Annotated in this window: 18 protein-coding genes, 2 tRNA genes, 3 rRNA genes and 1 riboswitch; of the genes, 8 read left to right on the forward strand and 15 right to left on the reverse strand. The window is 64.5% G+C overall.

Annotated features, from left to right (window positions below; all coding sequences use genetic code 11):
- Positions 1 to 183 precede the first annotated feature (183 nt).
- The 14 genes from PX653_RS25645 to cobT form a co-directional block, all read right to left on the reverse strand.
- On the reverse strand, positions 184 to 1,632 hold the full coding sequence (locus PX653_RS25645) for a DHA2 family efflux MFS transporter permease subunit (RefSeq protein ID WP_277415466.1): 1,449 nt from the start codon (positions 1,630 to 1,632) through the stop codon (positions 184 to 186).
- A gap of 91 nt (positions 1,633 to 1,723) precedes the next feature.
- On the reverse strand, positions 1,724 to 3,166 hold the full coding sequence (locus PX653_RS25650; RefSeq protein WP_277415467.1) for a cobyric acid synthase: 1,443 nt from the start codon (positions 3,164 to 3,166) through the stop codon (positions 1,724 to 1,726).
- Between the two features lie 50 nt (positions 3,167 to 3,216).
- On the reverse strand, positions 3,217 to 4,089 hold the full coding sequence (locus PX653_RS25655) for a cobalamin-binding protein (RefSeq protein ID WP_277415468.1): 873 nt from the start codon (positions 4,087 to 4,089) through the stop codon (positions 3,217 to 3,219).
- Positions 4,086 to 5,072, reverse strand: coding sequence for a threonine-phosphate decarboxylase CobD (gene cobD, locus PX653_RS25660; protein WP_277415469.1), 987 nt, complete (start codon positions 5,070 to 5,072; stop codon positions 4,086 to 4,088). The genes PX653_RS25655 and cobD overlap by 4 nt, the downstream gene beginning before the upstream one ends.
- Complete coding sequence (gene cbiB / locus PX653_RS25665) at positions 5,065 to 6,012, reverse strand: adenosylcobinamide-phosphate synthase CbiB (protein WP_277415470.1); 948 nt, start codon at positions 6,010 to 6,012, stop codon at positions 5,065 to 5,067. Before cbiB ends, cobD begins: the two co-directional genes overlap by 8 nt.
- Positions 6,006 to 6,563, reverse strand: coding sequence for a bifunctional adenosylcobinamide kinase/adenosylcobinamide-phosphate guanylyltransferase (cobU, locus tag PX653_RS25670; RefSeq protein ID WP_277415471.1), 558 nt, complete (start codon positions 6,561 to 6,563; stop codon positions 6,006 to 6,008). The genes cbiB and cobU overlap by 7 nt, the downstream gene beginning before the upstream one ends.
- The gene (locus PX653_RS25675; protein ID WP_277415472.1) at positions 6,560 to 7,852 is read right to left on the reverse strand and encodes a cobyrinic acid a,c-diamide synthase CobB; all 1,293 of its coding nucleotides are present in this window, start codon (positions 7,850 to 7,852) and stop codon (positions 6,560 to 6,562) included. The genes cobU and PX653_RS25675 overlap by 4 nt, the downstream gene beginning before the upstream one ends.
- A complete protein-coding gene (gene cobO / locus PX653_RS25680; RefSeq protein ID WP_277415473.1) occupies positions 7,852 to 8,478 on the reverse strand; it encodes a cob(I)yrinic acid a,c-diamide adenosyltransferase in 627 nt (208 codons plus the stop codon). The genes PX653_RS25675 and cobO overlap by 1 nt, the downstream gene beginning before the upstream one ends.
- Before the next feature lie 2 nt (positions 8,479 to 8,480).
- On the reverse strand, positions 8,481 to 9,251 hold the full coding sequence (locus PX653_RS25685) for an ABC transporter ATP-binding protein (RefSeq protein ID WP_277415474.1): 771 nt from the start codon (positions 9,249 to 9,251) through the stop codon (positions 8,481 to 8,483).
- A complete protein-coding gene (locus tag PX653_RS25690; protein WP_277415475.1) occupies positions 9,248 to 10,270 on the reverse strand; it encodes a FecCD family ABC transporter permease in 1,023 nt (340 codons plus the stop codon). Before PX653_RS25690 ends, PX653_RS25685 begins: the two co-directional genes overlap by 4 nt.
- Positions 10,271 to 10,320: 50 nt before the next feature.
- Complete coding sequence (locus PX653_RS25695) at positions 10,321 to 12,186, reverse strand: TonB-dependent receptor domain-containing protein (RefSeq protein ID WP_277415476.1); 1,866 nt, start codon at positions 12,184 to 12,186, stop codon at positions 10,321 to 10,323.
- An 81-nt stretch (positions 12,187 to 12,267) separates the two neighbouring features.
- Positions 12,268 to 12,511, reverse strand: a riboswitch (cobalamin riboswitch).
- Between the two features lie 5 nt (positions 12,512 to 12,516).
- Positions 12,517 to 13,071: a histidine phosphatase family protein gene (locus PX653_RS25700; RefSeq protein ID WP_277415477.1), complete on the reverse strand. Its 555-nt coding sequence runs from the start codon at positions 13,069 to 13,071 to the stop codon at positions 12,517 to 12,519.
- Positions 13,062 to 13,829 carry an adenosylcobinamide-GDP ribazoletransferase gene (locus PX653_RS25705; protein WP_277418656.1) on the reverse strand — a complete coding sequence of 256 codons (768 nt, stop codon included), beginning with the start codon at positions 13,827 to 13,829 and terminating at the stop codon, positions 13,062 to 13,064. Before PX653_RS25705 ends, PX653_RS25700 begins: the two co-directional genes overlap by 10 nt.
- A 5-nt stretch (positions 13,830 to 13,834) precedes the next feature.
- Positions 13,835 to 14,875 carry a nicotinate-nucleotide--dimethylbenzimidazole phosphoribosyltransferase gene (cobT, locus tag PX653_RS25710; RefSeq protein ID WP_277415478.1) on the reverse strand — a complete coding sequence of 347 codons (1,041 nt, stop codon included), beginning with the start codon at positions 14,873 to 14,875 and terminating at the stop codon, positions 13,835 to 13,837.
- Between the two features lie 50 nt (positions 14,876 to 14,925).
- Between cobT and PX653_RS25715 the strand changes: the two genes are divergently transcribed.
- The 8 genes from PX653_RS25715 (at position 14,926) to rrf (ending at position 24,120) form a co-directional block, all read left to right on the forward strand.
- A complete protein-coding gene (locus PX653_RS25715; RefSeq protein ID WP_277415479.1) occupies positions 14,926 to 15,615 on the forward strand; it encodes a response regulator transcription factor in 690 nt (229 codons plus the stop codon).
- Complete coding sequence (locus PX653_RS25720) at positions 15,602 to 16,846, forward strand: sensor histidine kinase (protein WP_277415480.1); 1,245 nt, start codon at positions 15,602 to 15,604, stop codon at positions 16,844 to 16,846. Before PX653_RS25715 ends, PX653_RS25720 begins: the two co-directional genes overlap by 14 nt.
- Positions 16,847 to 16,914: 68 nt before the next feature.
- Positions 16,915 to 18,561: a phosphoethanolamine transferase gene (locus PX653_RS25725; protein WP_277415481.1), complete on the forward strand. Its 1,647-nt coding sequence runs from the start codon at positions 16,915 to 16,917 to the stop codon at positions 18,559 to 18,561.
- A 471-nt stretch (positions 18,562 to 19,032) separates the two neighbouring features.
- Positions 19,033 to 20,563 (forward strand): 16S ribosomal RNA (locus PX653_RS25730).
- 81 nt (positions 20,564 to 20,644) lie between these two features.
- Positions 20,645 to 20,720, forward strand: a tRNA-Ile gene (locus tag PX653_RS25735).
- Between the two features lie 18 nt (positions 20,721 to 20,738).
- Positions 20,739 to 20,814: transfer RNA gene (locus PX653_RS25740), tRNA-Ala, on the forward strand.
- Between the two features lie 198 nt (positions 20,815 to 21,012).
- Positions 21,013 to 23,885 (forward strand): 23S ribosomal RNA (locus tag PX653_RS25745).
- A gap of 122 nt (positions 23,886 to 24,007) precedes the next feature.
- Positions 24,008 to 24,120: ribosomal RNA gene (gene rrf, locus PX653_RS25750) — 5S ribosomal RNA — on the forward strand.
- Together the 16S, 23S and 5S rRNA genes with 2 tRNA genes alongside form the textbook arrangement of a ribosomal RNA operon.
- 451 nt (positions 24,121 to 24,571) lie before the next feature.
- Here the strand turns inward: rrf and PX653_RS25755 are convergent.
- Positions 24,572 to 25,384 (reverse strand): NAD-dependent epimerase/dehydratase family protein, encoded by an 813-nt coding sequence (locus PX653_RS25755; protein WP_107143847.1) that lies wholly within the window; start codon positions 25,382 to 25,384, stop codon positions 24,572 to 24,574.
- Between the last annotated feature and the right edge of the window lie 6 nt (positions 25,385 to 25,390).

The raw sequence follows: 25,390 nt of genomic DNA on the forward strand, positions 1-25,390 counted from the left end.
CCGACGTCGCTCCACTCACAGGACCGTGAAACGATATTGGGCCGATGATAGTGCTGCAACCAGTGTGAAAGTGGTTATCGTCAGACTAGTAATTAGAAAAGCCCCGCCGGGTGATCCCGGCGGGGCTTTTTGCTTTGTATCGATGAGCACCCAAAATCGGTGACTGTCACCGTTTTTGCGTTGCTACTGCACCGTCGACTGGCCGGAAGCCGCCACCGGTGTCGCCGGGGCCGGAGCGCTCTGGCTGATGCTGGCACCGTCCTCCCTCTTCAACGTCCAGAATGTCAACGACGAGATGATCGTCAGGCCGGCCAGCGTCAGGAACGCATGGTGCAGGGCGCTCGTCAGCACCACCCGGTCCGTTTGCGGCAGGTCGCCCAGGTACCACCCCGTGATCAGCGAGCCGCACGCCAGGCCAAAGCTCATCGACAGCTGCTGCATCGAGCTTGCCATCGTGCTGGCCATGCCGGTATCGCGCTGGTCCACGTCGGCATAGGCGATGCTGTTCATGCTGGAGAACTGCAACGAATTGAAGAAGCCCTGGCACAGGCTGATGGCGACGATGGCGTAGAGCGGGGTACCCAGCTGCACGAACGAGAACATCGCGATCGTCACGCCGATCAGCACCGTGTTCACGACCAGCACCTGGCGGTAGCCGAAGCGCTTCAATACCCGCACCGAAATGAACTTCATGCCCATCGCGGCCGCCGCGGCCGGCATCATCAGCAGGCCCGATTGCCAAGCCGGCAGGCCCAGGCCCACCTGGTACAGCAGCGGCAGCAGGAAGGGCAGGCCGCCCACGCCAAGCCGGGTGAAGAAGCCGCCCAGCACGGAAATGCGGAACGTACGGATGCGGAACAGGGATAGGCGCAGCAGCGGATGCTCCTCGCGCCCCGCATGCCACGCGTAAGCCGCCAGCAGGCTGGCCGCGATAAAGAACAACACGGCGGCCGACGTCACATCCAGCTTGTGCTCGCCGAAGACCTCCAGCAGCCATGACAGCAGCGCGACGCCGGTGCCGAACAGGATCAGGCCCATGACGTCGAGCGGGCGCGGGCCGTCGCCGCGGTAGTCGGGCATGTGGCGGTGCGCCAGCCAGATCGCCGCCACCCCGACGGGCACATTGATGAAGAAGATCTCGCGCCACGACATCCAGTGCACGATCAGGCCTCCCACGGTGGGGCCGAGCAGGGGCCCGATCAGGGCAGGGATGATCACGAAGTTCATCGCCGTCAGCAGCTCCGCCTTCGGGAACGTGCGCACGATCGTCAGCCGGCCGACCGGCATCATCATGGCCGCGCCGAAGCCCTGCAGCAGCCGCGCGGCCACCAGCATCGGCGAATTGACGGACAAGCCGCACAGCACGGAAGCGACGGTGAAGATCGCGATGGCAGTCATGAACACGCGCCGCGTGCCGTAGCGGTCGGCCATCCATCCGCTGACGGGAATGGCGACGGCCAGGCTGAGGATGTAGCTCGTGACAACCGCCTTCAGGCTCAGTGGCGTGACCTTCAGGCTGATGGCCATGCTGGGAATGGCGGTGTTGACGATGGTGGAGTCGAGCTGCTCCATGAAGAGGGCCGTGGCGACGACCCAGGGCAGATAGCGTTTGACGGTGTCGGGGCTGGACATTGGCACGACGATCGGGCAACCGATCGGTAATCAGCAACCGCCCGATTGTTGCATAAACCGGCAAAAGGCGAAGCCGCCCTTGGCGTCGTCGCTACTTCAGGGAGAGCAGGCGTTCCATCAAAGGCGCCGTCGCATCGGCGAGGCGCTCCAGGCTGGCCTCGCGCAGCGCGGCCGTGTCGACCGTCCGCTCCGAATCCAGGCCGGCCCAGCGCAGCAACGCGTGGCAGGCCTGGGGCGTGTCGAACAAGCCGTGCAGGTAGGTGCCCAGCACCTGGTCGTCGAACGAACGCGCCCCTTCGGGCCGGCCATCGATGGTGAACACCGGGCGGTCGAGCGCGTCGCCGGTCGACACGCCCATATGGATCTCGTAGCCCGACACGCCGGCGTCGGCGAACGTGCAGCGCCCTTGCACCTGCTCCAGGCGCTTCTCGGTCGTCAGGATGGTCACCATGTCCAGCAGGCCGAGACCCGCCGTTTCGCCGGCCGCCCCTTCCACGCCATATGGATCGCGTACGGTGAGTCCCAGCATCTGGAAGCCGCCGCAGATGCCGATCACCTTGCCGCCATAGCGCAGGTGGCGGGCAATGCGTTCCGGCCAGCCCTGCGCCATGAGCCAGGCCAGGTCGCCACGCGTGTTCTTGCTGCCCGGGAGGACGATCAGGTCGGCCGGCGGCACCGGCTCGCCCGCGCGGATGAAGCGCAGGTCCACGTCGGGGTGCGCGCGCAGCGCATCGAAGTCCGTGTGATTGCTCATCCGGGGCAAGCTGGGCACGACGACGCGGAATGCACCGCGCTCGGCCTGTACCGCTTGCACGGCATCCTCCGCGTCGAGGAACAGGCCGTGCAGGTAGGGCAGCACGGCCAGCACGGGCTTGCCCGTTTGCCGTTCCAGCCATTCCAGGCCCGGCTCCAGCAACTTGATATCGCCGCGGAAGCGGTTGATGACGAAGCCCACGATGCGCTGCCGCTCGCTGTCCGACAGGCAGGCCAGCGTGCCGACGATATGGGCGAACACGCCGCCCCGGTCGATGTCGGCCACCAGCACGACGGGGCAGTCGACCGCTTCGGCGAATCCCATGTTGGCGATGTCACGGTCGCGCAGGTTGATCTCGGCCGGGCTGCCGGCGCCTTCGACGATCACGGCCTCGTACTGGCGCAAGAGGCGCGCATGCGATTCCAGCACGGCCGCCATGGCGACGGTCTTGTACTGGTGATAGTCGCGCGCGTTCATCTCGGCGCGCACCTTGCCATGGATGATGACCTGGGCGCCTGTGTCGCTGGAAGGCTTGAGCAGCACCGGGTTCATGTCCGTGTGCGGCGGCACACCGGCGGCGATGGCCTGCAGCGCCTGAGCGCGGCCGATTTCGCCGCCGTCGGCCGTGACGGCGCTGTTCAGCGCCATGTTCTGCGGCTTGAATGGCGCCACCGCGACGCCCTGGCGTTTCAGCAGCCGGCACAGGGCCGCGACGACGGTGCTCTTACCGGCATCGGACGTGGTGCCTTGCACCATCAGCGTGGAGTAGGGGAATGGCATGGTCTTGTCTTTCGGCGCCGCGGCGCCGCCTCCGGTCAGGCGTCAAAAATTCAGTTCCTGCGCCGCTGTCGCGCCGTTTCCAGGGCTTCGCACAGCGACACCGTTCCCTGCACCATGCGCGGTCCGGCACGGTTGACGAGGTGGCCGTCGATGGTGAACAGGTTGCCCTGGCGCGTGGCCTTCATGTTCGGGTACTGCCGCCACATGCCGGCGCCGCCCTGTTCCTTCTCGGCCGTGCTGAACACCGCTTCCGGGTCGGCCTGCAGCACCGCCTCGATGCTGACGACGGGCGCCGTCACCTTCTGGCTGGCGAAGATGTTCTCGCCGCCGCACACCTTCAATGCGTCGCTGACGATGTGCGCGCCGTTCAGTGTGTACAGCGGCTTGTCCCACACCTGGTAGAAGGTACGTACCGGCGGACGGCCCGCGTAGCGTGCCCGCAGCGAGGCCAGCTGGCGCCGCAGGTCCTGCGCCGCGGCATCCGCGGTTTTCTCCGTGCCCAGCAGCTTGCCCATGTTGGCCACGTTGTCGGCAATGGCATCGAGCTTTTTGGGTTCGCTGTGGTACAGCGGCACGTTCAACTTGCGCAGCATGTCGATCTGCCGCTCCGAGCTGCCATGGCGCCAGACGACGATCAGGTCGGGCTTGAGCGCGATGACGCGCTCCAGGTCCACTTCGCGGTTGCTGCCCACGCGTGGAATCGCCTTGGCCGCTTCCGGATAGTCGCTGAAATCCACGGCGCCGACGATGCGGTCGCCGCCCCCGGCCGCGAACAGCAGTTCGGTAACGTGCGGCGCCATGGAGATCACGCGCTGCGCGGGCTTGGCCAGCGCCACCAGTTGGCCGTCGTCGTCGCGCACGGCGATCGCGGCATGCACCGCCACGGGCGCCAGCAACGCTGCCAGCAAGACCAGCTTCTTCATTTCGACTCCCTTGTCCATTCGTTCAATGCGGTGGCGAGCCGCGTCCATGCTGCCTCGTCGGGCGGCAGGCCGAGGCGGATGCCGCGTGGCCCCGTGCGGAACAGCCGCACCCAGATGCCGCGCCGTGCCATATGCTCGTGAAACAGTTCGGGGCGCGCTTCCGGCCACCATTGGAACAGCGCGGTCCCGGTGCTGTCGACACCGTGTGCCGCCAGCAGGGTGCGCAGGCGTTGCCCTGCCAGCAGGAGTGCGGCATGCGTTGCGCGCTGCCAGGCGCGGTCCAGCAGCGCGGCCTTGCCGACCTGCTGGGCCGGACCGCTGACCTGCCAAGGGCCCAGCAGTTCGTCCAGCGCGTCCAGCAATGCAGGCTGCGCCGCGACGAACCCGAGCCGCACGCCGGCCAGGCCAAAGAACTTGCCGACCGAGCGCAGCACGATCAGGCCCGGGCGGTCGGTGCAGTCCGCCACACTGTTGGCGCCATCCGTATCGCCGAACGCCTCGTCGACGACGAGCCAGCCGCCGCGCTCGGCCAGCGTGCCAGCCCAGTCCAGCAACAGCGCGCGGGGCACGGTGGCACCGGTCGGGTTGTTCGGATTGCAGACGACCAGCACGTCGCAGCGATCCACCGCAGCGGCCAGGGCGTCGTACGCGACCTGGGTGGCCGTGTGGCCGTGCAGCGCCCAGTGATGCGCATGCTCCGCATACGACGGCGCGGCGATGACGATGCGCGACGGCGCGCGCAAGCGCGGCAGCGCCTGGATGGCCGCCTGCGTGCCGGCCACGGCCAGCATGTGCGGCGCGCCGTAGTACGAACACGCGGCTTCGACCAGGGCCGGGTCGGGCTCGGGCAGCCGGTGCCACGCATTGTCCGCCAGTGCCGGCGCGGGATACCAGTCCGGATTGAGGCCGGCGGACAGGTCGATCCAATCGGTGCGGCCGTACAGCCGCCGCGCGTCGCGCAGGTTGCCGCCATGTTCAGGCATGGTGCGCTCCCAATGCGGCAAGGCCGGCGCAGGCCAGCCACAGGACCGTGGTGTGCAGCACGAGACGCCACGCCCGCACGATGTCGGCTGCGTGCGCCGGCGTGCCGCCGCCCAGCGGCGGGCGCTGCTCGACGACTCCGTCATACACCGCCGCCCCGCCCAACGCCAGGCACAGGGCCCCGGCGCCGCTGGACATCACCGGACCGGCATTCGGGCTGCTCCATGCCGGTGCCTGGGTGCGCCAGCACTGCCACGCGCGGCGCTTGCCGGCCAGCGTGGGCGCCAGCAGCACGTACGACAGCGCCGTCAGCCGCGCCGGCACATAGTTCAGCGCATCGTCGATGCGGGCGGCGGCACGGCCAAAGTACAGGAAGCGCTCATTGCGGTAACCCCACATCGCATCCAGCGTGTTGGCAAGCCTGAACAGCACGGCGCCCGGGCCGCCGGCGACGGCAAACCAGAACAGCGTGCCGAACACGGCATCGTTGCCGTTCTCCAGCAGCGACTCGGTGCTGGCCTTGGCCAGGTCCGCCTCGGTGGCGCGCGCCGTGTCGCGGCTGACGATCATCGATGTCAGGTAGCGCGCGCGCGGCAGGTCGCCCGCGCGCAGCGCGGCGGCGATCGGCAGGTTGTGTTCACGCAGGCTGCGCAAGCCGATGCACAGGTACAGCAGCAACGCATGCGCGGCCAGCCCCGCCCAGCCGGAGACGCTGCACAGCCAGGCCGCCAGTAAGGTGGGCGGCAGCACGACAAGCGACCATGCCAGCATGCCGCGCCACAGGCGGCCGGCACCGCAGTTCAGGCGGCGTTGTACGAACGTGGCTAGGTTGCCGAAGCCGACCAGCGGGTGGAAGCGGCGCGCCTCGCCCAGCAGCAGGTCAAGGAAGACGCCGGCCAGCAGCAATCCCGCGACGACAGGCCAGGACAGGCCACTCAGCACGGCTCACCCTTCAATACCAGCGGCAGGCCGGCCGCGACGAAGACGGCGCGGTCGCACAGTGCGGCGACTGCCTGGTTCAGGCGGCCCGCTTCGTCCGCGTAAGCACGCGTGATGGCGCCGTACGGCACGATGCCCATGCCGACTTCATTGGCGACGAAGATGACGTCGCCCCGCGGCTGGGTGAGCTCCGCCAGCAGCGCGGTCCGCTCGGCATGGAAGCGCGACGGCAGTTCGATCGCGCCGACGTCCGGATAGTCGGCGCCGCCGTCGAACAGCAGGTTGCTGAGCCAGAGCGTCAGGCAGTCCACCAGGACCACGCGGTGCGGTGCGCGCCACGTCGCAAGCGCCTGCGGCAGCGCGAGCTTTTCCTCCACCGTCGTCCAGTGCGCGGGACGTTGTGCGCGGTGCAGCGCAATGCGCTGCGCCATCTCGCCATCGCCGGCACCGGCGGTGGCGATGTAGATCACCTCCTTGCCCGCCTGCGCCGCCAGGCGCTCCGCATGGGCGCTCTTGCCGGAGCGGGCGCCACCCAATACCAGCGTGCGCGTCATGCGTCGCTCCGCGAGAACAGCGCCGCGACAGCCGCCGGATTGGACGGAAAATAGCTATGGAAGTACGACGCCGTCAGCGACCCGACGCGATACACCGCTTCCCCTTGCGCGCCGGAGGGATTCTTGCTCGTGTGCGTGGCGACCGGGGCATCCGTGTCCAGCCGGGAGTAGTGGAAGGTATGGCCGCGCAGGATACCTTGCGGTGTCGCCAGCGCCTGCGGTCCCAGGCCGGCCAGTTTTTTCTGCACGGTGACGCGGCCCGGCAGCAGTCCCGCCATTGGCCAGTCCTGGCCGGCGCCGTCGGCCAGCCCTTCAGCCAGGGCCATCATGCCGCCGCATTCCGCCACGATCGGCTTGCCCGCCGCGTGCGCCGCCTGGATCGATGCGCGCCAGCGGGCGGCGCCGGCCAGCCGTTCGCAGTGCAGTTCCGGGTAGCCGCCGGGCAGGTAGACGGCATCCGCGTCGGCGGGTACCGGCTCGTCGTTCAGCGGGGCAAAGTACACGATGTGCGCGCCCAGCTGGCGCAACAGCTCCGTATTGGCGTGGTAGACGAACAGGAACGCCTCGTCGCGCGCGATGGCGATGGTGCGACCGGCCAGCATGGGCTGCAGCGATGCCTGGGGTGCCGGCGTGTCGAACGTTGTCGCGGGCAGCGCGGTCCAGGCATCGAGGTCGAATGTCAGCTGCGCGGCCAGTTCGTCCAGCAGGTCGTCGATGCCCGCCACTTCGTCGGGCAGCACGAGGCCCAGGTGCCGTTCCGGCAGCGAGCGGCCCTGCTTGGGCAGGGTGCCGAACAGCGGAATGCCGCGCAGCGATGCCTGCACCATGGCCGCGTGGCCGGCGCTGCCGACGCGGTTGGCGATGACGCCGGCCATCTCGACGGGGCCGTAGTCGCGCAGGCCGTGCACCAGGGCACCGGCTGTCTGCGCCATCGCGCCCGCATCGATCACGGCCAGCACCGGCACGCCGAACTCGCGCGCCAGGTCGGCCGCCGATGGCGTGCCGTCGTACAGGCCCATTACGCCTTCGATCAAAATCGCGTCGGCCTCCGCTGCGGCCTGGGCCAGTAGCTGGTGGCAGCGTTCGCGGCCGACCATCCACAAGTCCAGCGTTTCGACCGGCGCACCGCTGGCGCGGCGCAGCACCATCGGGTCGATGAAGTCGGGGCCGCATTTGAACACGCGCACGCGCTGGCCGGCCTGCGCCAGCTTGCGCGCCAGCGCGGCCGTGACGGTGGTCTTGCCCTGGCCCGAGGACACGGCGGCGATCAGGACGGCGCGCGCAGCCATCAGAACTCCGTGCCCGCTTGCGCGGCGATGCCGGCCTTGAACGCGTGCTTGACGACGTTCATTTCCGTGACCGTGTCGGCGATGTCGACCAGTTCGGGCGGCGCGCCGCGGCCGGTGATGACGACGTGCTGCATGGCCGGTCGCTCCAGCAGGTCGGCGATGACGGTCTCCACGTCCAGGTAGCGGTACTTCAGTGCGATGTTCAATTCGTCCAGCAGCACCATGCCATAGGCCGGATCGGCGAGGAAGGCCTTGGCCTGCGCCCATGCGGCGTGCGCCTTTTCGGTATCGCGGACGCGGTCCTGGGTGTCCCACGTATAGCCTTCGCCCATCGCATGGAAGCTCACTTCGTCGGGGAAGCGGCGCAGGAACTTTTCCTCTCCCGTCGACATGGCGCCCTTGATGAACTGGACGACGCCGACCTTCATGCCATGGCCCAGCGCGCGCGCCACCATGCCGAAGCCGCTCGAGCTCTTGCCCTTGCCGTTGCCGGTGTTGACGACGATGATGCCGATTTCCTTGTCGGCCGCGGCGATCTTTGCGTCGACGATGGCCTTCTTGCGCTCCATGCGGGCGCGGTGGCGCTCGTTCAGCGCGGCGGTTTGTTCCAGGGTCGGTTCGTTCATGGCTATGCCTCGCGGGGAATGAAGATGGTGCGACTGCCGTGTGCCACGGCGTCGATGGGGTGCTGCAGGTAGTCGCTGAGGATCGGGGCCTGCATGACGTCGTCGCGGCTGCCCGCCAGCCAGCGGCCGTCGCCCATCAGCAGCAGGGCGTGCGTCGAGATGCCGTGGGCCAGGCTCAGGTCGTGGCCGATCATGACCACTGTCTTGCGCTGCTCTCGGCACAGTCTGGCCAGCAGGCCCATCACGCTGACCTGGTGCGCCAGGTCCAGCGCGTTGGCCGGTTCGTCCAGCAGCAACAGCGGCGTGTCCTGGGCCAGCAGCGCGGCAATCGCGACGCGCTGGCGCTCGCCGCCGGACAAGGTGCGCACGTCGCGCGCCGCCAGATCGGCTACCTCCATCGCAGCCAGGGAGCGCAGCGCGACCTGGTGGTCGTCGCTGTTTTCCCAGTAGCTGTTGGCGTGGTAGGGATGGCGCGCCGACAGCACCGTCTCGATGACAGTGTACGCAAACGCGTCGCTGCGCGACTGGGCCAGGAACGCGCGCTGGCGCGCCAGCGCTTCCAATGGCCAATCGCGCAATGCCCGGCCGTCCAGGAGCACGCGGCCGCCATCCGGTTCATGCAGGCCAGCCAGGGTGCGCATCAGCGTGCTCTTGCCGGCCCCGTTGCGGCCGATGATGCTCCAGCATTCGCCATCGCGCACCTGCCAGTCCAGGTCCTGGACCAGGGTACGGGCGCCGATGCGCAGTTGCAGGCGTTCGGTGGCGATCTTCATTTGCGCAAGCGGTGCAGCTGATAGAGGAAGACGGGAGTGCCGATCAGCGCCGTGATCACGCCGACCGGCAGCTGCTGCGGCGCGATAATGGTGCGCGCCAGCGTGTCCGCCAGCACCAGGTAGGCGCCGCCGGCCAGCGTGGCCGCCGGGATCAGCACGCGGTGATCGGGACCGAACGCGAAGCGGCACGCATGCGGCACGATCAGGCCCACGAAACCCACGCTGCCGGCGGTCGTGACGGCGCTCGCCGTCAGCAAGCCGGAACAGAAGAACAGGCCCTTGCGCAGCGCGCCGACGCGAATGCCCAGCGTCTGTGCCGCTTCGGCATGCAGGGCCAGCACGTTGAGCGAGCGTGCCGAGCGCAGCGCGAACAGCAGGCCCGCACCCAGCACGAGCCAGGGCAGCAGGCGCAATGGTGCGCCGGACAGATCGCCGATCAGCCAGAACACCATGCCGCGTACCTGGTTGTCCGCGGCGATGGCCAGCATCAGCGAGATCAAGGCGGAGCCGGCCGACGACAGGATCACGCCCGTCAACAGCAGCAGGGCGGTGCCGCCCTCGGCCGCGCTGCCGCCGCGCAGGTCGCGCCGCGCCAGCAGGTACAGCAGCATCGAGATGACGACGGCGCCGGCAAAGGCGGCCGCGTCGACGACCCAGGCGGCGCTGGCCGCCATGATGGCCGCCAGCGCGCCCACGGCCGAGCCGGAGGAAATGCCCAGCACGTAGGGGTCGGCCAACGGATTGCGCAGCAGCGCCTGCATCATGACGCCGGCCAGCGACAGCGCCGCGCCGGTGACGAAGGCGGTCAGCGCGCGACTTGCCCGCAGGTCCAGCAGCGTCGCGGCCAGCGAATCCGCGCGGCGATGCAGCAGTTCGTCGATTGCTCCGGGCATGTCGGCCAGGGGAATCGATACGGAACCCGTCATCCCCGCGAACAGCACGCTGCCGATGGAGGCCAGCAGCAGGCCGGCAACGACGATGCCGGCACGGTTGCGCAAGTTGGCGGAGGTTGGGTGCATGGGTGCCTGGATCGTTCGGCCCTGCCGGGACGCGCCCGGCAGGGACACCGTTACTTGAAGCCGTAGCGGATGCCGGCAAACGCCGTCGAGCCACCCGTCGGGTAGTAGCGTGCCAGCTCATACGCGCGGCCCGCGACGTTGTTCCAGCGGATCAGCGCCGACCAGTCGCGCGCGAACTGGTACGTCGCGTACAGGTTCACGATGCCATAGCCGCCCAGCGTGTTGCGGTTGGCCGCGTCGTCGAAGCGGGCCGACGACAGGTGCCACTCGACGCCGCCCGTCAGCGGCCCGTTGACGTATTCCACGTTCAGGTTGGCGTGACGCTTGGCCCGGCGTTGCAGGCGCTTGCCGGTCGTTTCGTCGCGCGGGTCCTGGAAGTCGGCATCGGCGCTGACCGTGAAGGCACCGAACGTGCGCCGCGCGCTCAACGTCAGGCCTTCCAGCAGGCCCTTGTTGACGTTGTAGGCGCAGCCCCAGCTATAGTCATGCTCCGGCGTGCTCGGGAACGGACATGGCGTCGTGTTGACCAGCAGGTCGGTCAGCTTGTTATGGTAGTACACGGCGCCCAGTTCCGTCGTGCCGTCGCTGTAGTGCAGCCCCACTTCGGCATTGCGGCCCTTCTCGGGGCGGTTGCGCTGGTTGCCGTAGCCTGGGTAATACAACTCATTGAACGTCGGCGCGCGGAAGCTGGTGCCGTAGCTGGCCTCGACGCGCAGCGCCTGGCTGATGCGGTAGCCATAGCCCAGCGAGCCGGTATTGCGCGAGCCGTACTGCGAGCTGTCGTCGTTGCGCGCACCGATGTTGACGAGGTGATTGCCCCGCTTCAGGCTGTAGGTCGCCGCATACGAGGTGGTGCTGCGCTCCTTGTTCAGCGCATCCGTCGAGCCATCCACTGCTTCCTTGCGGTGCTCGGCCAGCAGCTGCAGGTTGTCGCTGCCGATGCGGATGTCGTTCTGCCACGTGAAGACGGTCTGGGTGGAGTCGATCTGGCCGCCACCGTACGGGCCCGGCGCGTAGTACGAGCCCGACTTGTCGCGCGACTTGGCGGCCTGCACGAACATTGTCCAGTCGGGCAGGATACGGTTGCGCGAATAGGCCGCGAGATTGCTTTGTACCTGCGTGCTGTAGGCATCGAAGGTGGCGCCGCTGTCGTAGTCGGACGTCGTGTCGCCGTACAGGAAGACGCCGCCCACTTCATGGCCGGGCGCGACCTGGAAGGAAACCTGGCCGGCCGCGCTCTTGCGGCGGTAGCCGTCGTCGTCGGCGTTGTAGCTGCCGGAAGGACGGCGCGTGGCCGAGAAACCGTCGGACTGCTCCTTGCCTGCGGAGAGGGAGTAGCTGACCTTGTCGGTGCCGCCGGAGATGGCGGCATCGGCCGCGTAGGTCGCGTCGCTGCCCGCGCCGACGAACGCCGTCACGGCCGGTGCACCCTTGCCTTTCTTCGTGAAGAGCTGGATCACGCCGCCCACGGCATCCGCACCGTACAGGGTGCTCAAGGGGCCGTAGACGATCTCGATATGGTCGATGGCCGACAGGGGAATCGCGTTCCAGCTGGCGGCGCCGCCCGAGACGGATCCGATGCGCACGCCGTCCACCAGTACGATGCTCTGGTTGGCGGATGCACCGCGCAGCAGCACGCTGGCATTGGTGCCCGGCCCGCCGTTGCGGGTGACTTCCAGGCCGCGCTGGCGCTGCAGCAGTTCCGTCAGCGAGCCGACGCCGGCGTTGGCGATGTCCTGCGCGGAAATCGTCAGCGTATCGCTGATGACTTCACTGGCCAGCTGCGGCGTGCGGGTGGCGGTGACGATGACGGAGTCGATGGCGGTGGTCTGGGCGACGGCGGGGGCGGCGAAAGCTGCGGCAATGGCGAGTGCCAGCGCGGCGCGCGCTGCCTGGGGTGCTGCGGGAGAGGTCATGACGATCTGTATTTATATGTGCAACCGGCCCGCTTCCCCGCAGGCCGGATGGAACAGAAGCGCGCGCACTGTTGCGCCAACGCTTCCACCTGAGTCCTGGCCGGTATCCGGGCTGGCAGGTAGGGCCGTCTCACCTTCCCATGGCGGTCGATCGACCGCGCACAGTGGTTGCCTGAGACGGCTGCCGCGCTTCGCGCGCGGCGGCCTGCTTACCGTTGCGGGGGCAGCATGCGTTGGCCCGTGCCGGTATCGGCACATGGCGTTGCATTTCCCGTTTAACTGCGTCCGAGAGACGGACGCGGGCACCAGAACCCCGTCATTATAGCCGCTTTACCCTGCCTCTCCGAAGCCCCGCTCCAGCGTCAGCGGCACGACCGCGCCGTAGGCGATCCGGTGCGGCGTGGCCGCCGCGGCCAATGCGGCCTGTTCCAGTGCGGTACCCGTGGCGAGGGCGGTCATCAGGCGGATCGTGCCGGCGTGGCAGACGACGATGGCGCTGCCGTGACTGCTAAGGGCCATGAGCGCGCGCCGGACGCGGACCGCCACCTCGAGCACCGTCTCGCCGCCACCCGGGCGGTAGTGCAGCAGGTCCGCTGCCCAGGCATCGACGTCGGCGCGCGCGATGTCGTCCCAGGCGCGCTGTTCCCAGCTGCCGAAGTTCATCTCCGCCAGGTCGGCGTCGAACGTGACGTCGTCGGACAAGCGCCGCGCCAGCAGGGCACAGCGCTGCAGCGGGCTGCTGAAGACTGGTGCGGCCGGCAGGACCGGCTGCACTGCCTGCACCACCCGCGCCAGCTCGTCGGCCGCCACCGGCACGTCGCTGCCGCCATAACAGGTGCCATCCGCGACCAGCGGGCGCGGATGGCGGATGAGGATCAGTGCCATGGCGCCGCCAGTACGCACAGGTAGAACACCGCTTCGCACAGCTGTTGCACGGCGCCCAGGCAGTCGCCCGTAAAGCCGCCCAGGCGCCGCTGCAGCTTGCGGGCAAACCACAGCGTGACCAGCGTCATGGCGACGAGGGCCGCCAGCAGGTTGGGCCAGGCCAGCCAGCCGGACAGGCCCGCCAGCAGCAGGGGCGGCACGCAGCACAGCGTGGCGATGAAAAATTCGCCGGTGCTCATCTGCTGCGCCAGCGGCTTCGCCTTGCCCTCGGCACGGGCATATTCCATGCGCCAGATCAGGCTTGCCGCGTAGAGCCGCGACAGCGGATGCGCCACCAGCAGCGCGGCTACCGTGGCCGCGGGCGGCAGATGCGCCAGTGCCGCGCATTTGACGGCCAGCAGCAGGCCGATGCCGATCGCTCCGTACGCGCCGATGCGCGAGTCCTTCATGATTTCCAGGACACGCTCGCGCGTGTAGCCGCCACCGAGGCCGTCGCAGGCGTCGGCGAAACCGTCCTCGTGGAACGCGCCCGTTAGATAGATGCCTGCCGCGGTCGACAGCAGCACGGCGACCGGGGCCGGCAGCACGAGCGCGGCCAGCCAGTACACCAGCGCGGCGCCCATGCCGACCACCAGTCCGACCAGGGGGAAGTAGCGCGACGCGTGGTGCAGCCAGTCCGGCTCGAACCCCACCCAGCGCGGGACCGGCAGCCGCGTGAAGAACTGCAGCGCCGTGAAGAACAGGCGGACCTGGTGCAGCACGGTCAGGCCGACTGCTCGCTGACCTGGGCCGACTCGAACGTGGCCATGCGGTTCAGGAAGTTGACGGCCGCGTGCAGCAGGGGCAGGGCCAACGCGCAGCCGGTGCCTTCGCCCAGGCGCAGGTCCAGGTCCAGCAGCGGCCGCGCGCCCAGCGCTTCGAGCATCTGGCGGTGGCCCTGCTCGCCGGAGCAATGCGCGAACACGCAGTAATCGACGATGGCCGGCTGCAGGCGCGCGGCGACAAGCAGCGCGCTGGTGACGATGAAACCGTCGATCAGCAGCACCATGCGGCGTTCGGCCGCACGCAGCATCGCCCCCGTCATCATGGCGATCTCGAAGCCACCGAAGGCAGCCAGCACGTCCAGGGGAGCCTCGACGCCGGCATGCAGCGCCGTTGCGGCCTCGATGACCTGCTGCTTGCGGCGGATCCCATCGGCCGTCAGTCCCGTGCCGGCGCCGACGCACTGCGCCACCGGAATCCCGGCCAGCTTGTGCATCAGCGCGGCGGCAGCCGTCGTGTTGCCGATGCCCATTTCGCCGAAGCCGATGACGTTGCCGGGCAGGGTGTCCACGAGTGCCATGCCGTGGGCCAGGGCTTGCCGGCACTGGTCCGCCGTCATCGCGGCTTCGTGGGCGAAGTTGCGCGTGCCCTTGGCGATCTTGCGGTCGGCGAGACCGGGGCGGGGCCCGAAGTCGTGGGCGACCCCCGCGTCGACGACGCGCAGGGCGCAGCCGTTCTGCGCCGCGAACACGTTGATGGCCGCGCCGCCGGCCAGGAAGTTCTCGACCATCTGCCACGTCACATCCTGCGGATAGGCCGACACGCCCTCGGCCACGACGCCATGGTCGCCGGCGAAGACGAGGATGGCCGGCTCGCGCAGCTCGGGCGCCGTGCTCTGCTGGATCATGCCGACCTGCCGGGCCAGCGCTTCCAGGCGTCCCAGGCTGCCGAGCGGCTTGGTCTTGTTGTCGATGGCATGGGCCAGGGCGGCGGCCACGCCGGCGGGGGCGTCGAGCAGCGACGGGATGGTCGGAAGCGTCATGGCGGCAGCCTCGGGCAGGTAGGAGTGAAAGAGCGGAATTATAATGGCGCATGCGCCTCCTGATCATCGAAGACAATCCCGACATCGTCGCCAACCTGTACGGTTTCCTGGAACCGAAGGGCTACGTGCTCGATTCCGCCGGCAATGGCTATGGCGGGCTGGCGCTGGCCGCCCAGAACGAATACGACGCCGTGGTGCTGGACGTGATGCTGCCCGGCCTGAACGGCCTGGAGCTGTGCCAGAAGCTGCGCGGCGAACTGCGCAAGGCCACGCCGGTACTGATGCTGACCGCTCGCGACACCTTGGAGGACAAGGTCGCGGGCTTCGACAGCGGCGCGGACGACTACCTGGTCAAGCCGTTCTCGCTGGTCGAACTGGAGATCCGCCTGAAGGCCCTGGTGCGGCGGGCGCGCGGCACCCATGGCGGCAGCAGCATGCTGACGGTGGGGAAGCTGACCTTCGATACCGGCACGTTCGAGGCGCGCCGCGCGGGCCGCCCGCTGGCGCTGACGAAAACCGGTTACACGATCCTGAAGCTGCTGATGAAGGAAGCGCCCAAGGTGGTGTCGCGCGACGCGGTGGCGCAGGAGGTGTGGGGGGACAACCCGCCCGACAGCGACGCGCTGCGCGTGCACATCCACGCCCTGCGCCAGGCGCTCGACAAGCCGTACCCATTCCCGATGCTGCGCACGATTTCCGGGATCGGCTACAAGCTGGTAGCGTCCGATGAGCAGGGCTGAGTCGATGCGGCGACGGATTTCTGTCGCCTACCTGAAGTTCGCAGGCGTCGCCACGCTGTTCTTTGCCGTCATCGCGGCGCTGGCGGTGGAAGGCATCGAGGTCAGGCTGGTCGACGAGCGCCTGGAGGAGGTGGCGTCGTGGGCCAGCCCGCGCTACGCCGGCAAGCTGCCGGTCGAGATGCCGGCCGGGATCAGCTTCCATCATGGCGCCGGCATTCCCCGCTCGCTGCGTGCGCTGCCCGATGGCGTGCAGGAAGTCACGGTGGATGGCGTCGACCTGCACGTCCTGAAGGGGCGCGACAGCCTGGGGCCGTTTGTCGTGGTCGATCACGACAGCGACTACGAGCAGATCGAACTGGTGGTGTATTCGATGTTCGGGGTGGCGTTCCTTGGCTTCCTCGGCTGTTCGTTGATGCTGGGCCGCTATGTCGGCAACCTCGCCGTCAATCCCATCGTCGAACTGGCGCACGCCGTGGAAGGGCGCACGCCCCGGTTGCCGCTGCAGGAGCGCGCCGACGAACTGGGGCTGCTGGCCCGCACTATCGCCGGTCACACGGCGGAGCTGCGCCAGTTCCTCGATCGCGAGCGCTTCTTCACGGGCGATGTCAGCCATGAGCTGCGCACGCCGCTGACCGTGATCGCGGGCGCGGCCGAGGTGCTGATGGCGCAGACCGAGCGCGAACCGGTGTTGTACGCGCCGGCGGAACGGATCTACCGCGCGGCGCGCGAGGCAACCGACGTGACGAGCATGCTGCTGCGGCTGGCGCGTTCGCCGGACCAGCTGGAATGGGCCCACATGTCGGCGGCAGCGCTGGCGCGCGCCGAGGTGGCGCGCTGCCAGCCGCTCGTGACAGGACGGCCGCTGACGCTGCGTTATACGGGCGGCGAGGATTTCACGATCGACGGCGTGCGCGAGCTGGTGCTGGCCGCCATCGGCAACCTGGTTCGCAATGCGTGCCAGTACACGGAGTCCGGGACAGTGGAGGTGAGCCTGCGGGCTCGCGCGGTCGTCGTCGAGGATACGGGCCCGGGGCTGCCGCCGGCGGCGTGGGCGCGCCTGCATGACGAGCCGATCCCGGCGCTGGCCAAGGGGTCGTCCGGCACCGGCCTGGGGCTCGGGCTGGTGCAGCGCATCTGCGCGCACCTGGGCGCAACGCTCGTGCCGGGCGCGCGCGACGGCGGCGGCACGCGTTTCGAGATTCACTTTCCGGACGAATTAACACGGCCTTAACCGGGCCTTCACGCGCTCTTCATCCAGGGATAGGTATCGTAGGCGCCCTGTCCATTGGAGTCCATGCCGTGAGAATCGCCCCCCTGCCGCGCATCGGCGCGCCCTTGCTGACACTGGGCGCGTCCGTCTTCCTCGTGTCGGCCTATAACCTCAGTTTCTGGAAGACGTTCGTTGCCGCCACGGGCGGTATGCGCTTTGACACGGTGCCCGTCCATGCGGGCGCGTTCCTGCTGCTGGTGCTGCTGTTCAATGCCATCCTTACGCTGTTCAATTTTCGCTTTGTCATCAAGCCGGTGCTGATCGCGCTGTTCCTGGGCGCGTCCGCGGCCAGCTACTTCATGAACGAATACGGCGTCGTCATCGATGCGTCGATGGTGCAGAACGTGTTCGAGACGGATCCGCGGGAAGCCCATGAGCTGCTCGGTTGGAGGATGGCGCAGACGGTCACGGTGCTGGGCATCCTGCCGTCGCTGCTGGTGTGGCACCTGCCGCTGGCGTTCCGCCCCGTGCGGCGCGATCTGCTGCTGAAGACCGGCACGGTCGCGGCGTCGCTGCTGGCCGCCGCGGGCCTGCTGCTGTTGCTGTTCAAGGTGCTGGCGCCGGCCGTGCGCGAGCACCGCGAACTGCGCTTCCTGCTGACACCCACCAATATGTTCCAGGCCACGCACAGCTACCTGAAGCGCAGGTGGTCCGTCCCTGTCGTCATCGCGCCATTGGGGACCGACGCCGCGCCGGGGCCGAAATGGACCGCCGCCGGTGCGCGCAAACGCACCGTCACCGTTATCGTGGTGGGCGAGACGGCACGGGCAATGAATTTCTCGCTGAACGGTTATGCGCGCCAGACCAATCCGGCATTGGCACGGCAGGCGGGGCTGATCAACTTCCGCAATGTGAGCTCGTGCGGGACCGCGACGGCCGTTTCCGTTCCGTGTGTGTTCTCCGGCCTGACGCGCGATGACTATTCGGCAGACCGGGCCGGCCGCCAGGAGGGCCTGCTCGATGTGCTGAAGCATGCGGGATTCGACGTGCTCTGGCGCGATAACAATTCGGGCTGCAAGGGCGTGTGCGACCGCGTCCGGTTCGAGGACGTGTCGCAGCCGGTGCCGGGCGACCCGCTGTGCAATGGGGAAGAGTGTTTCGACGAGCGCCTGCTGCGCGGCCTGCCCGAAATGATCCGCACGGCGCAGAAGGATCTCGTCGTCGTGCTGCACCAGAAGGGCAGTCATGGACCTGCCTACTGGAAGCGCTATCCGCCGGGCTTCAGCCGTTTCGAGCCGGTCTGCCGGACAAATGAGCTGGAACGATGTTCCCGCGAGTCGATCGTCAATGCCTACGACAACTCGATCCTGTATACGGATTACTTCCTGGCGCGGACGCTGGACCTGCTGCGTGCCAGTGCCGCGCAGGACAGTGTGGACACGGCGATGCTGTATTTTTCCGATCATGGCGAATCGCTGGGCGAGAACAACCTGTACCTGCACGGCGCGCCTTACATCATCTCGCCCGCGGAGCAGCGCACGGTGCCAATGATGCTGTGGTTATCCGACGGCTTCCGCCAGCGGTTCCGTTTCGATCGCCAATGTCTCGCTGCGCGCAGCGCCCAGGCTTTCTCTCATGACAACGTGTTTCATTCGGTGCTCGGGCTCCTGAATGTCAGCACCGCCGTCTATAACCCCAGGCTGGACCTGACCCACCCGTGTACCCGCGGTAACTGACGGCGCGGCAGGCAGATTAAGCGTCTCATTGTCCATCGTGCCTGGGCCGGGAACGATGACTCCGATTTTTCGACAGGGAGGGCTTGCGCTGTCGCGGTCTTTTCGCTATAGTTCTGTCCCTGCCGCAGCGTAGTAGTGAAAACGAAACGATGCGGCAGTGGTGGAAGCGCCTCCGGCGCCGACATCGAAGGGGTTGACGAGCTGCATGAAACACCGCATAATCTCATCTCTCTGCTGCTGACAAACACAACGCTTTGTCGCCGAACGCAGCAAACGCCTGAGGGCAGAATTCTTTAACAATCAACAGTCGATAAGTGTGGGCGTTTGATGTGAGTGTGCCCGGGACTTTGGTCCCGATACTCAAAATATATAGCATCAAACGCTTACACAAGTAATTAAACGTGACCTCGCAAGAGGAACGTCAGATTCTTGAGTGAGTGACCATGTCAGCAATGACATAAAACAGAGATTGAACTGAAGAGTTTGATCCTGGCTCAGATTGAACGCTGGCGGCATGCTTTACACATGCAAGTCGAACGGTAACAGGGAGCTTGCTCCGCTGACGAGTGGCGAACGGGTGAGTAATATATCGGAACGTACCCAAGAGTGGGGGATAACGTAGCGAAAGTTACGCTAATACCGCATACGATCCAAGGATGAAAGCAGGGGACCGCAAGGCCTTGTGCTCCTGGAGCGGCCGATATCTGATTAGCTAGTTGGTGAGGTAAAGGCTCACCAAGGCGACGATCAGTAGCTGGTCTGAGAGGACGACCAGCCACACTGGAACTGAGACACGGTCCAGACTCCTACGGGAGGCAGCAGTGGGGAATTTTGGACAATGGGCGCAAGCCTGATCCAGCAATGCCGCGTGAGTGAAGAAGGCCTTCGGGTTGTAAAGCTCTTTTGTCAGGGAAGAAACGGGTGTGGCTAATATCTGCATCTAATGACGGTACCTGAAGAATAAGCACCGGCTAACTACGTGCCAGCAGCCGCGGTAATACGTAGGGTGCAAGCGTTAATCGGAATTACTGGGCGTAAAGCGTGCGCAGGCGGTTTTGTAAGTCTGTCGTGAAATCCCCGGGCTTAACCTGGGAATGGCGATGGAGACTGCAAGGCTAGAGTTTGGCAGAGGGGGGTAGAATTCCACGTGTAGCAGTGAAATGCGTAGAGATGTGGAGGAACACCGATGGCGAAGGCAGCCCCCTGGGTCAAAACTGACGCTCATGCACGAAAGCGTGGGGAGCAAACAGGATTAGATACCCTGGTAGTCCACGCCCTAAACGATGTCTACTAGTTGTCGGGTCTTAATTGACTTGGTAACGCAGCTAACGCGTGAAGTAGACCGCCTGGGGAGTACGATCGCAAGATTAAAACTCAAAGGAATTGACGGGGACCCGCACAAGCGGTGGATGATGTGGATTAATTCGATGCAACGCGAAAAACCTTACCTACCCTTGACATGGCAGGAATCCCCGAGAGATCGGGGAGTGCTCGAAAGAGAACCTGCACACAGGTGCTGCATGGCTGTCGTCAGCTCGTGTCGTGAGATGTTGGGTTAAGTCCCGCAACGAGCGCAACCCTTGTCATTAGTTGCTACGAAAGGGCACTCTAATGAGACTGCCGGTGACAAACCGGAGGAAGGTGGGGATGACGTCAAGTCCTCATGGCCCTTATGGGTAGGGCTTCACACGTCATACAATGGTACATACAGAGGGCCGCCAACCCGCGAGGGGGAGCTAATCCCAGAAAGTGTATCGTAGTCCGGATTGTAGTCTGCAACTCGACTGCATGAAGTTGGAATCGCTAGTAATCGCGGATCAGCATGTCGCGGTGAATACGTTCCCGGGTCTTGTACACACCGCCCGTCACACCATGGGAGCGGGTTTTACCAGAAGTAGGTAGCTTAACCGCAAGGAGGGCGCTTACCACGGTAGGATTCGTGACTGGGGTGAAGTCGTAACAAGGTAGCCGTATCGGAAGGTGCGGCTGGATCACCTCCTTTCTAGAGTTGGCACGGATCGTCAAGATCGTGCATCAAACGCTCACACTTATCGACTGTTGTTAGAGAAACAGCAAGAAGCGCGGGTCTGTAGCTCAGCTGGTTAGAGCACCGTGTTGATAACGCGGGGTCGTTGGTTCGAGCCCAACCAGACCCACCACGGTTTAGTTGTCACCGCGGGGGATTAGCTCAGCTGGGAGAGCACCTGCTTTGCAAGCAGGGGGTCGTCGGTTCGATCCCGTCATCCTCCACCATCGCTTCTGTTGAAAGTACAAACGTAAGTCACTAGAGACTTAGGTTTGATCTTTTAGAGATCACTGCTGTTTCGCTCTTTAACAATCTGGAAGAAGTAAAGTTTTATTAAGCGTGTGAGACATCACACACTTAGGGTAGTAGTAAAACTCATCAAACACAGTAGTAAATGCTTGAACCGATAGCCGTTAAGGTTATAGGGACAAGTGAATAAGTGCACATGGTGGATGCCTTGGCGATTACAGGCGACGAAGGACGTAGTAGTCTGCGATAAGCTACGGGGAGCTGACAAACGAGCTTTGATCCGTAGATTTCCGAATGGGGAAACCCACCCTTTTAGGGTATCACTCACTGAATACATAGGTGTGTGAGGCGAACGCGGCGAACTGAAACATCTAAGTAGCTGCAGGAAAATAAATCAACCGAGATTCCCAAAGTAGTGGCGAGCGAAATGGGAAGAGCCTGTACGTGATAGTCGGACTGATAGTGGAAGCCTCTGGAAATAGGCGCCATAGCGGGTGATAGCCCCGTACACGAAATCAGACCGGTGGTACTAAGCGTACGACAAGTAGGGCGGGACACGAGAAATCCTGTCTGAATATGGGGGGACCATCCTCCAAGGCTAAATACTCGTAATCGACCGATAGTGAACCAGTACCGTGAGGGAAAGGCGAAAAGAACCCCGGGAGGGGAGTGAAATAGATCCTGAAACCGTGTGCATACAAACAGTCGGAGCGGACTTGTTCCGTGACGGCGTACCTTTTGTATAATGGGTCAGCGACTTACATTCAGTAGCGAGGTTAACCATATAGGGGAGCCGCAGAGAAATCGAGTCCGAACAGGGCGCTAGTTGCTGGGTGTAGACCCGAAACCAAGTGATCTACCCATGGCCAGGTTGAAGGTGCGGTAACACGCACTGGAGGACCGAACCCACTAATGTTGAAAAATTAGGGGATGAGCTGTGGGTAGGGGTGAAAGGCTAAACAAACTTGGAAATAGCTGGTTCTCTCCGAAAACTATTTAGGTAGTGCCTCAAGTATCACCATCGGGGGTAGAGCACTGTTATGGCTAGGGGGTCATCGCGACTTACCAAACCATTGCAAACTCCGAATACCGATGAGTGCGAGCTTGGGAGACAGACGTCGGGTGCTAACGTCCGGCGTCAAGAGGGAAACAACCCAGACCGCCAGCTAAGGTCCCAAAGATTGGCTAAGTGGAAAACGAAGTGGGAAGGCTAAAACAGTCAGGATGTTGGCTTAGAAGCAGCCATCATTTAAAGAAAGCGTAATAGCTCACTGATCGAGTCGTCCTGCGCGGAAGATGTAACGGGGCTAAGCCAGTCACCGAAGCTGCGGATATGCGTAAGCATATGGTAGGAGAGCGTTCTGTAAGCCTGCGAAGGTGTCTTGTAAAGGATGCTGGAGGTATCAGAAGTGCGAATGCTGACATGAGTAGCGATAATGCGGGTGAAAAGCCCGCACGCCGTAAGCCCAAGGTTTCCTGTTCAACGTTCATCGGAGCAGGGTGAGTCGGCCCCTAAGGCGAGGCAGAGATGCGTAGCTGATGGGAAGCAGGTTAATATTCCTGCACCGTCGTATGATGCGATGGGGGGACGGATCGCGGAAGGTTGTCTGACTGTTGGAATAGTCAGTTTCTGGTTCATAGAAGGCGCTTAGGCAAATCCGGGCGCGGAATTCAAGGGATCGGGACGAGCGAACTTGTTCGCGAAGCAATCGGAAGTGGTTCCAAGAAAAGCCTCTAAGCTTCAGTCATACGAGACCGTACCGCAAACCGACACAGGTGGGCGAGATGAGTATTCTAAGGCGCTTGAGAGAACTCGGGAGAAGGAACTCGGCAAATTGGTACCGTAACTTCGGGAAAAGGTACGCCCCGGTAGCTTGGTCACTTTACTGTGATAGGGCGAAAGGGTTGCAATAAACTGGTGGCTGCGACTGTTTAATAAAAACACAGCACTCTGCAAACACGAAAGTGGACGTATAGGGTGTGACGCCTGCCCGGTGCTGGAAGATTAAATGATGGGGTGCAAGCTCTTGATTGAAGTCCCAGTAAACGGCGGCCGTAACTATAACGGTCCTAAGGTAGCGAAATTCCTTGTCGGGTAAGTTCCGACCTGCACGAATGGCGTAACGATGGCCACACTGTCTCCTCCCGAGACTCAGCGAAGTTGAAGTGTTTGTGATGATGCAATCTACCCGCGGCTAGACGGAAAGACCCCATGAACCTTTACTGTAGCTTTGCATTGGACTTTGAACCAATCTGTGTAGGATAGGTGGGAGGCTTTGAAGCGGGGACGCCAGTTCTCGTGGAGCCAACCTTGAAATACCACCCTGGTTTGTTTGAGGTTCTAACCTTGGTCCGTAATCCGGATCGGGGACAGTGCATGGTAGGCAGTTTGACTGGGGCGGTCTCCTCCTAAAGTGTAACGGAGGAGTTCGAAGGTACGCTAGGTACGGTCGGACATCGTGCTAATAGTGCAATGGCATAAGCGTGCTTAACTGCGAGACCGACAAGTCGAGCAGGTACGAAAGTAGGACATAGTGATCCGGTGGTTCTGTATGGAAGGGCCATCGCTCAACGGATAAAAGGTACTCTGGGGATAACAGGCTGATTCCTCCCAAGAGTTCATATCGACGGGGGAGTTTGGCACCTCGATGTCGGCTCATCACATCCTGGGGCTGTAGCCGGTCCCAAGGGTATGGCTGTTCGCCATTTAAAGTGGTACGTGAGCTGGGTTTAAAACGTCGTGAGACAGTTTGGTCCCTATCTGCCGTGGGCGTTGGAAATTTGAAGGGGGCTGCTCCTAGTACGAGAGGACCGGAGTGGACGAACCTCTGGTGTACCGGTTGTCACGCCAGTGGCATTGCCGGGTAGCTAAGTTCGGAAGAGATAACCGCTGAAAGCATCTAAGCGGGAAACTTGCCTTAAGATGAGATTTCCCGGAGCCTTGAGCTCCTTGAAGGGTCGTTCGAGACCAGGACGTTGATAGGTCAGGTGTGGAAGTGCAGTAATGCATTAAGCTAACTGATACTAATTGCCCGTACGGCTTGTCCCTATAACCTTGACGGTTACAGAGCATTTGCCTGTGTTTGAGATTTACGAGAACTACCCAACCTTACTTCTTCCAGATTAGTAGTCGCGTTGCCCTGTCGGGAACGAGACTACGTACAAGTCATGCCTGATGACCATAGCAAGTCGGCCCCACCCCTTCCCATCCCGAACAGGACCGTGAAACGACTTTGCGCCGATGATAGTGCTGCAACCAGTGTGAAAGTAGGTTATCGTCAGGCTGTTATACCGAGAAAAGCCCACCAGTGATCTGGTGGGCTTTTTTCATTTGCAGATCATTTTCGAGTCCCTGATGAAAACCAGGGTCAGTCCCCGGTGGGGACAGACCCTCAGCCCGCGGCACTGGCGGGCTTTGCTCAGTTCCGCGACCGCCGCTTCAGGCTCAGGGTCTGTCCCACCGGGACTGACCCTGGTTTTTATCAGCACCTGACGTGCTCCGCCGGATATCGACGGCAAAGCCTACAAGAGTCATACGATGAGAACCAGGTTCAGTCCCGGAGGGACGGGCCCGAAGCCCGTGACGCTAGCGGGGCTCTGCTTGGCTCAGCGACTGCCGCTTCAGCCGGAGCCCGATGCAGCAGCGGCACGCAAGCGAAATCGGGGACAGCCTCCGCATCCCAGGTGGAGATACGAAGACTGTCCCCGATCGGAGGCAGCGTGGAGCGAAGGGCGTTATTTGTACATCGGCCCGTCGAAGATGAACTTGCCGCCGTGGTAGTTGCTGGCGGCGTCGTCCTCGGGCGGGTACTCGCCCGTTTCCGGGACGTCGGCGCGGAACTGTTCCGAGCTGTCCTTCGGCTGGAAGCCCAGGTGCGCGGCCTTGCGGTTGTCCCACCACTGGCGTTTGTTGTTCGACGCGCCGAACAGGATCGTGTGGCCGACGCGCGGCGTCAGCAGCGATACGCGCAGCGCCTCGACCAGGTCGTCATAGGAGAGCCACGTGCACATCATGCGCGGGTTGTTCACGGCCGGGAAGGACGAACCGATGCGCAGGCAGACGGTTTCGATGCCGGCGCGGTCGAAGTAGTAGCGCGACAGCTGCTCGCCGAAGACCTTCGACAGGCCGTACATCGAGTCCGGCCGCGGTGGATCGTCGGCGTCGATGACCTGGGTCTGCGGATAGAAGCCGATCGCGTGGTTCGAGCTCGCGAACACGATGCGCTTGACGCCATGGCGGTGCGCCGCCTCGTAGATGTTGTACGTGCCCTGGATGTTGGCATGCATGATGTTCTCGAAGGTGTTTTCCGTCGAGATGCCGCCGAAGTGCAGCACGGCGTCCACGCCTTCCATCATCGCCAGCACGGCCGGCTTGTCGGCCAGGTCGCACTGCACGATCTCCTCGCCTTCACGGGCCTCGCCCAGGTCGCCGATGTCGGACAGCCGCACCACGTCGGCCCAGGGCTTGATGCGTTCGCGCAGGATCTTGCCGAGACCGCCGGCGGCGCCCGTCAGCAGCAGGCGCTTGAATGGTTTTTTCGTCGTCATGAGTGA

This window comes from Pseudoduganella chitinolytica (assembly GCF_029028125.1).
GTDB lineage: Bacteria > Pseudomonadota > Gammaproteobacteria > Burkholderiales > Burkholderiaceae_D > Rugamonas > Rugamonas chitinolytica.

Coding starts and splice junctions, on each gene's coding strand:
- PX653_RS25645 (WP_277415466.1), bottom strand. CDS start 1,632: ATGTCCAGCCCCGACACCGTCAAACGCTATCTGCCCTGGGTCGTCGCC.
- PX653_RS25650 (WP_277415467.1), bottom strand. CDS start 3,166: ATGCCATTCCCCTACTCCACGCTGATGGTGCAAGGCACCACGTCCGAT.
- PX653_RS25655 (WP_277415468.1), bottom strand. CDS start 4,089: ATGAAGAAGCTGGTCTTGCTGGCAGCGTTGCTGGCGCCCGTGGCGGTG.
- cobD (WP_277415469.1), bottom strand. CDS start 5,072: ATGCCTGAACATGGCGGCAACCTGCGCGACGCGCGGCGGCTGTACGGC.
- cobU (WP_277415471.1), bottom strand. CDS start 6,563: ATGACGCGCACGCTGGTATTGGGTGGCGCCCGCTCCGGCAAGAGCGCC.
- PX653_RS25675 (WP_277415472.1), bottom strand. CDS start 7,852: ATGGCTGCGCGCGCCGTCCTGATCGCCGCCGTGTCCTCGGGCCAGGGC.
- cobO (WP_277415473.1), bottom strand. CDS start 8,478: ATGAACGAACCGACCCTGGAACAAACCGCCGCGCTGAACGAGCGCCAC.
- PX653_RS25685 (WP_277415474.1), bottom strand. CDS start 9,251: ATGAAGATCGCCACCGAACGCCTGCAACTGCGCATCGGCGCCCGTACC.
- PX653_RS25690 (WP_277415475.1), bottom strand. CDS start 10,270: ATGCACCCAACCTCCGCCAACTTGCGCAACCGTGCCGGCATCGTCGTT.
- PX653_RS25695 (WP_277415476.1), bottom strand. CDS start 12,186: ATGACCTCTCCCGCAGCACCCCAGGCAGCGCGCGCCGCGCTGGCACTC.
- PX653_RS25700 (WP_277415477.1), bottom strand. CDS start 13,071: ATGGCACTGATCCTCATCCGCCATCCGCGCCCGCTGGTCGCGGATGGC.
- cobT (WP_277415478.1), bottom strand. CDS start 14,875: ATGACGCTTCCGACCATCCCGTCGCTGCTCGACGCCCCCGCCGGCGTG.
- PX653_RS25715 (WP_277415479.1), top strand. CDS start 14,926: ATGCGCCTCCTGATCATCGAAGACAATCCCGACATCGTCGCCAACCTG.
- PX653_RS25720 (WP_277415480.1), top strand. CDS start 15,602: ATGAGCAGGGCTGAGTCGATGCGGCGACGGATTTCTGTCGCCTACCTG.
- PX653_RS25755 (WP_107143847.1), bottom strand. CDS start 25,384: ATGACGACGAAAAAACCATTCAAGCGCCTGCTGCTGACGGGCGCCGCC.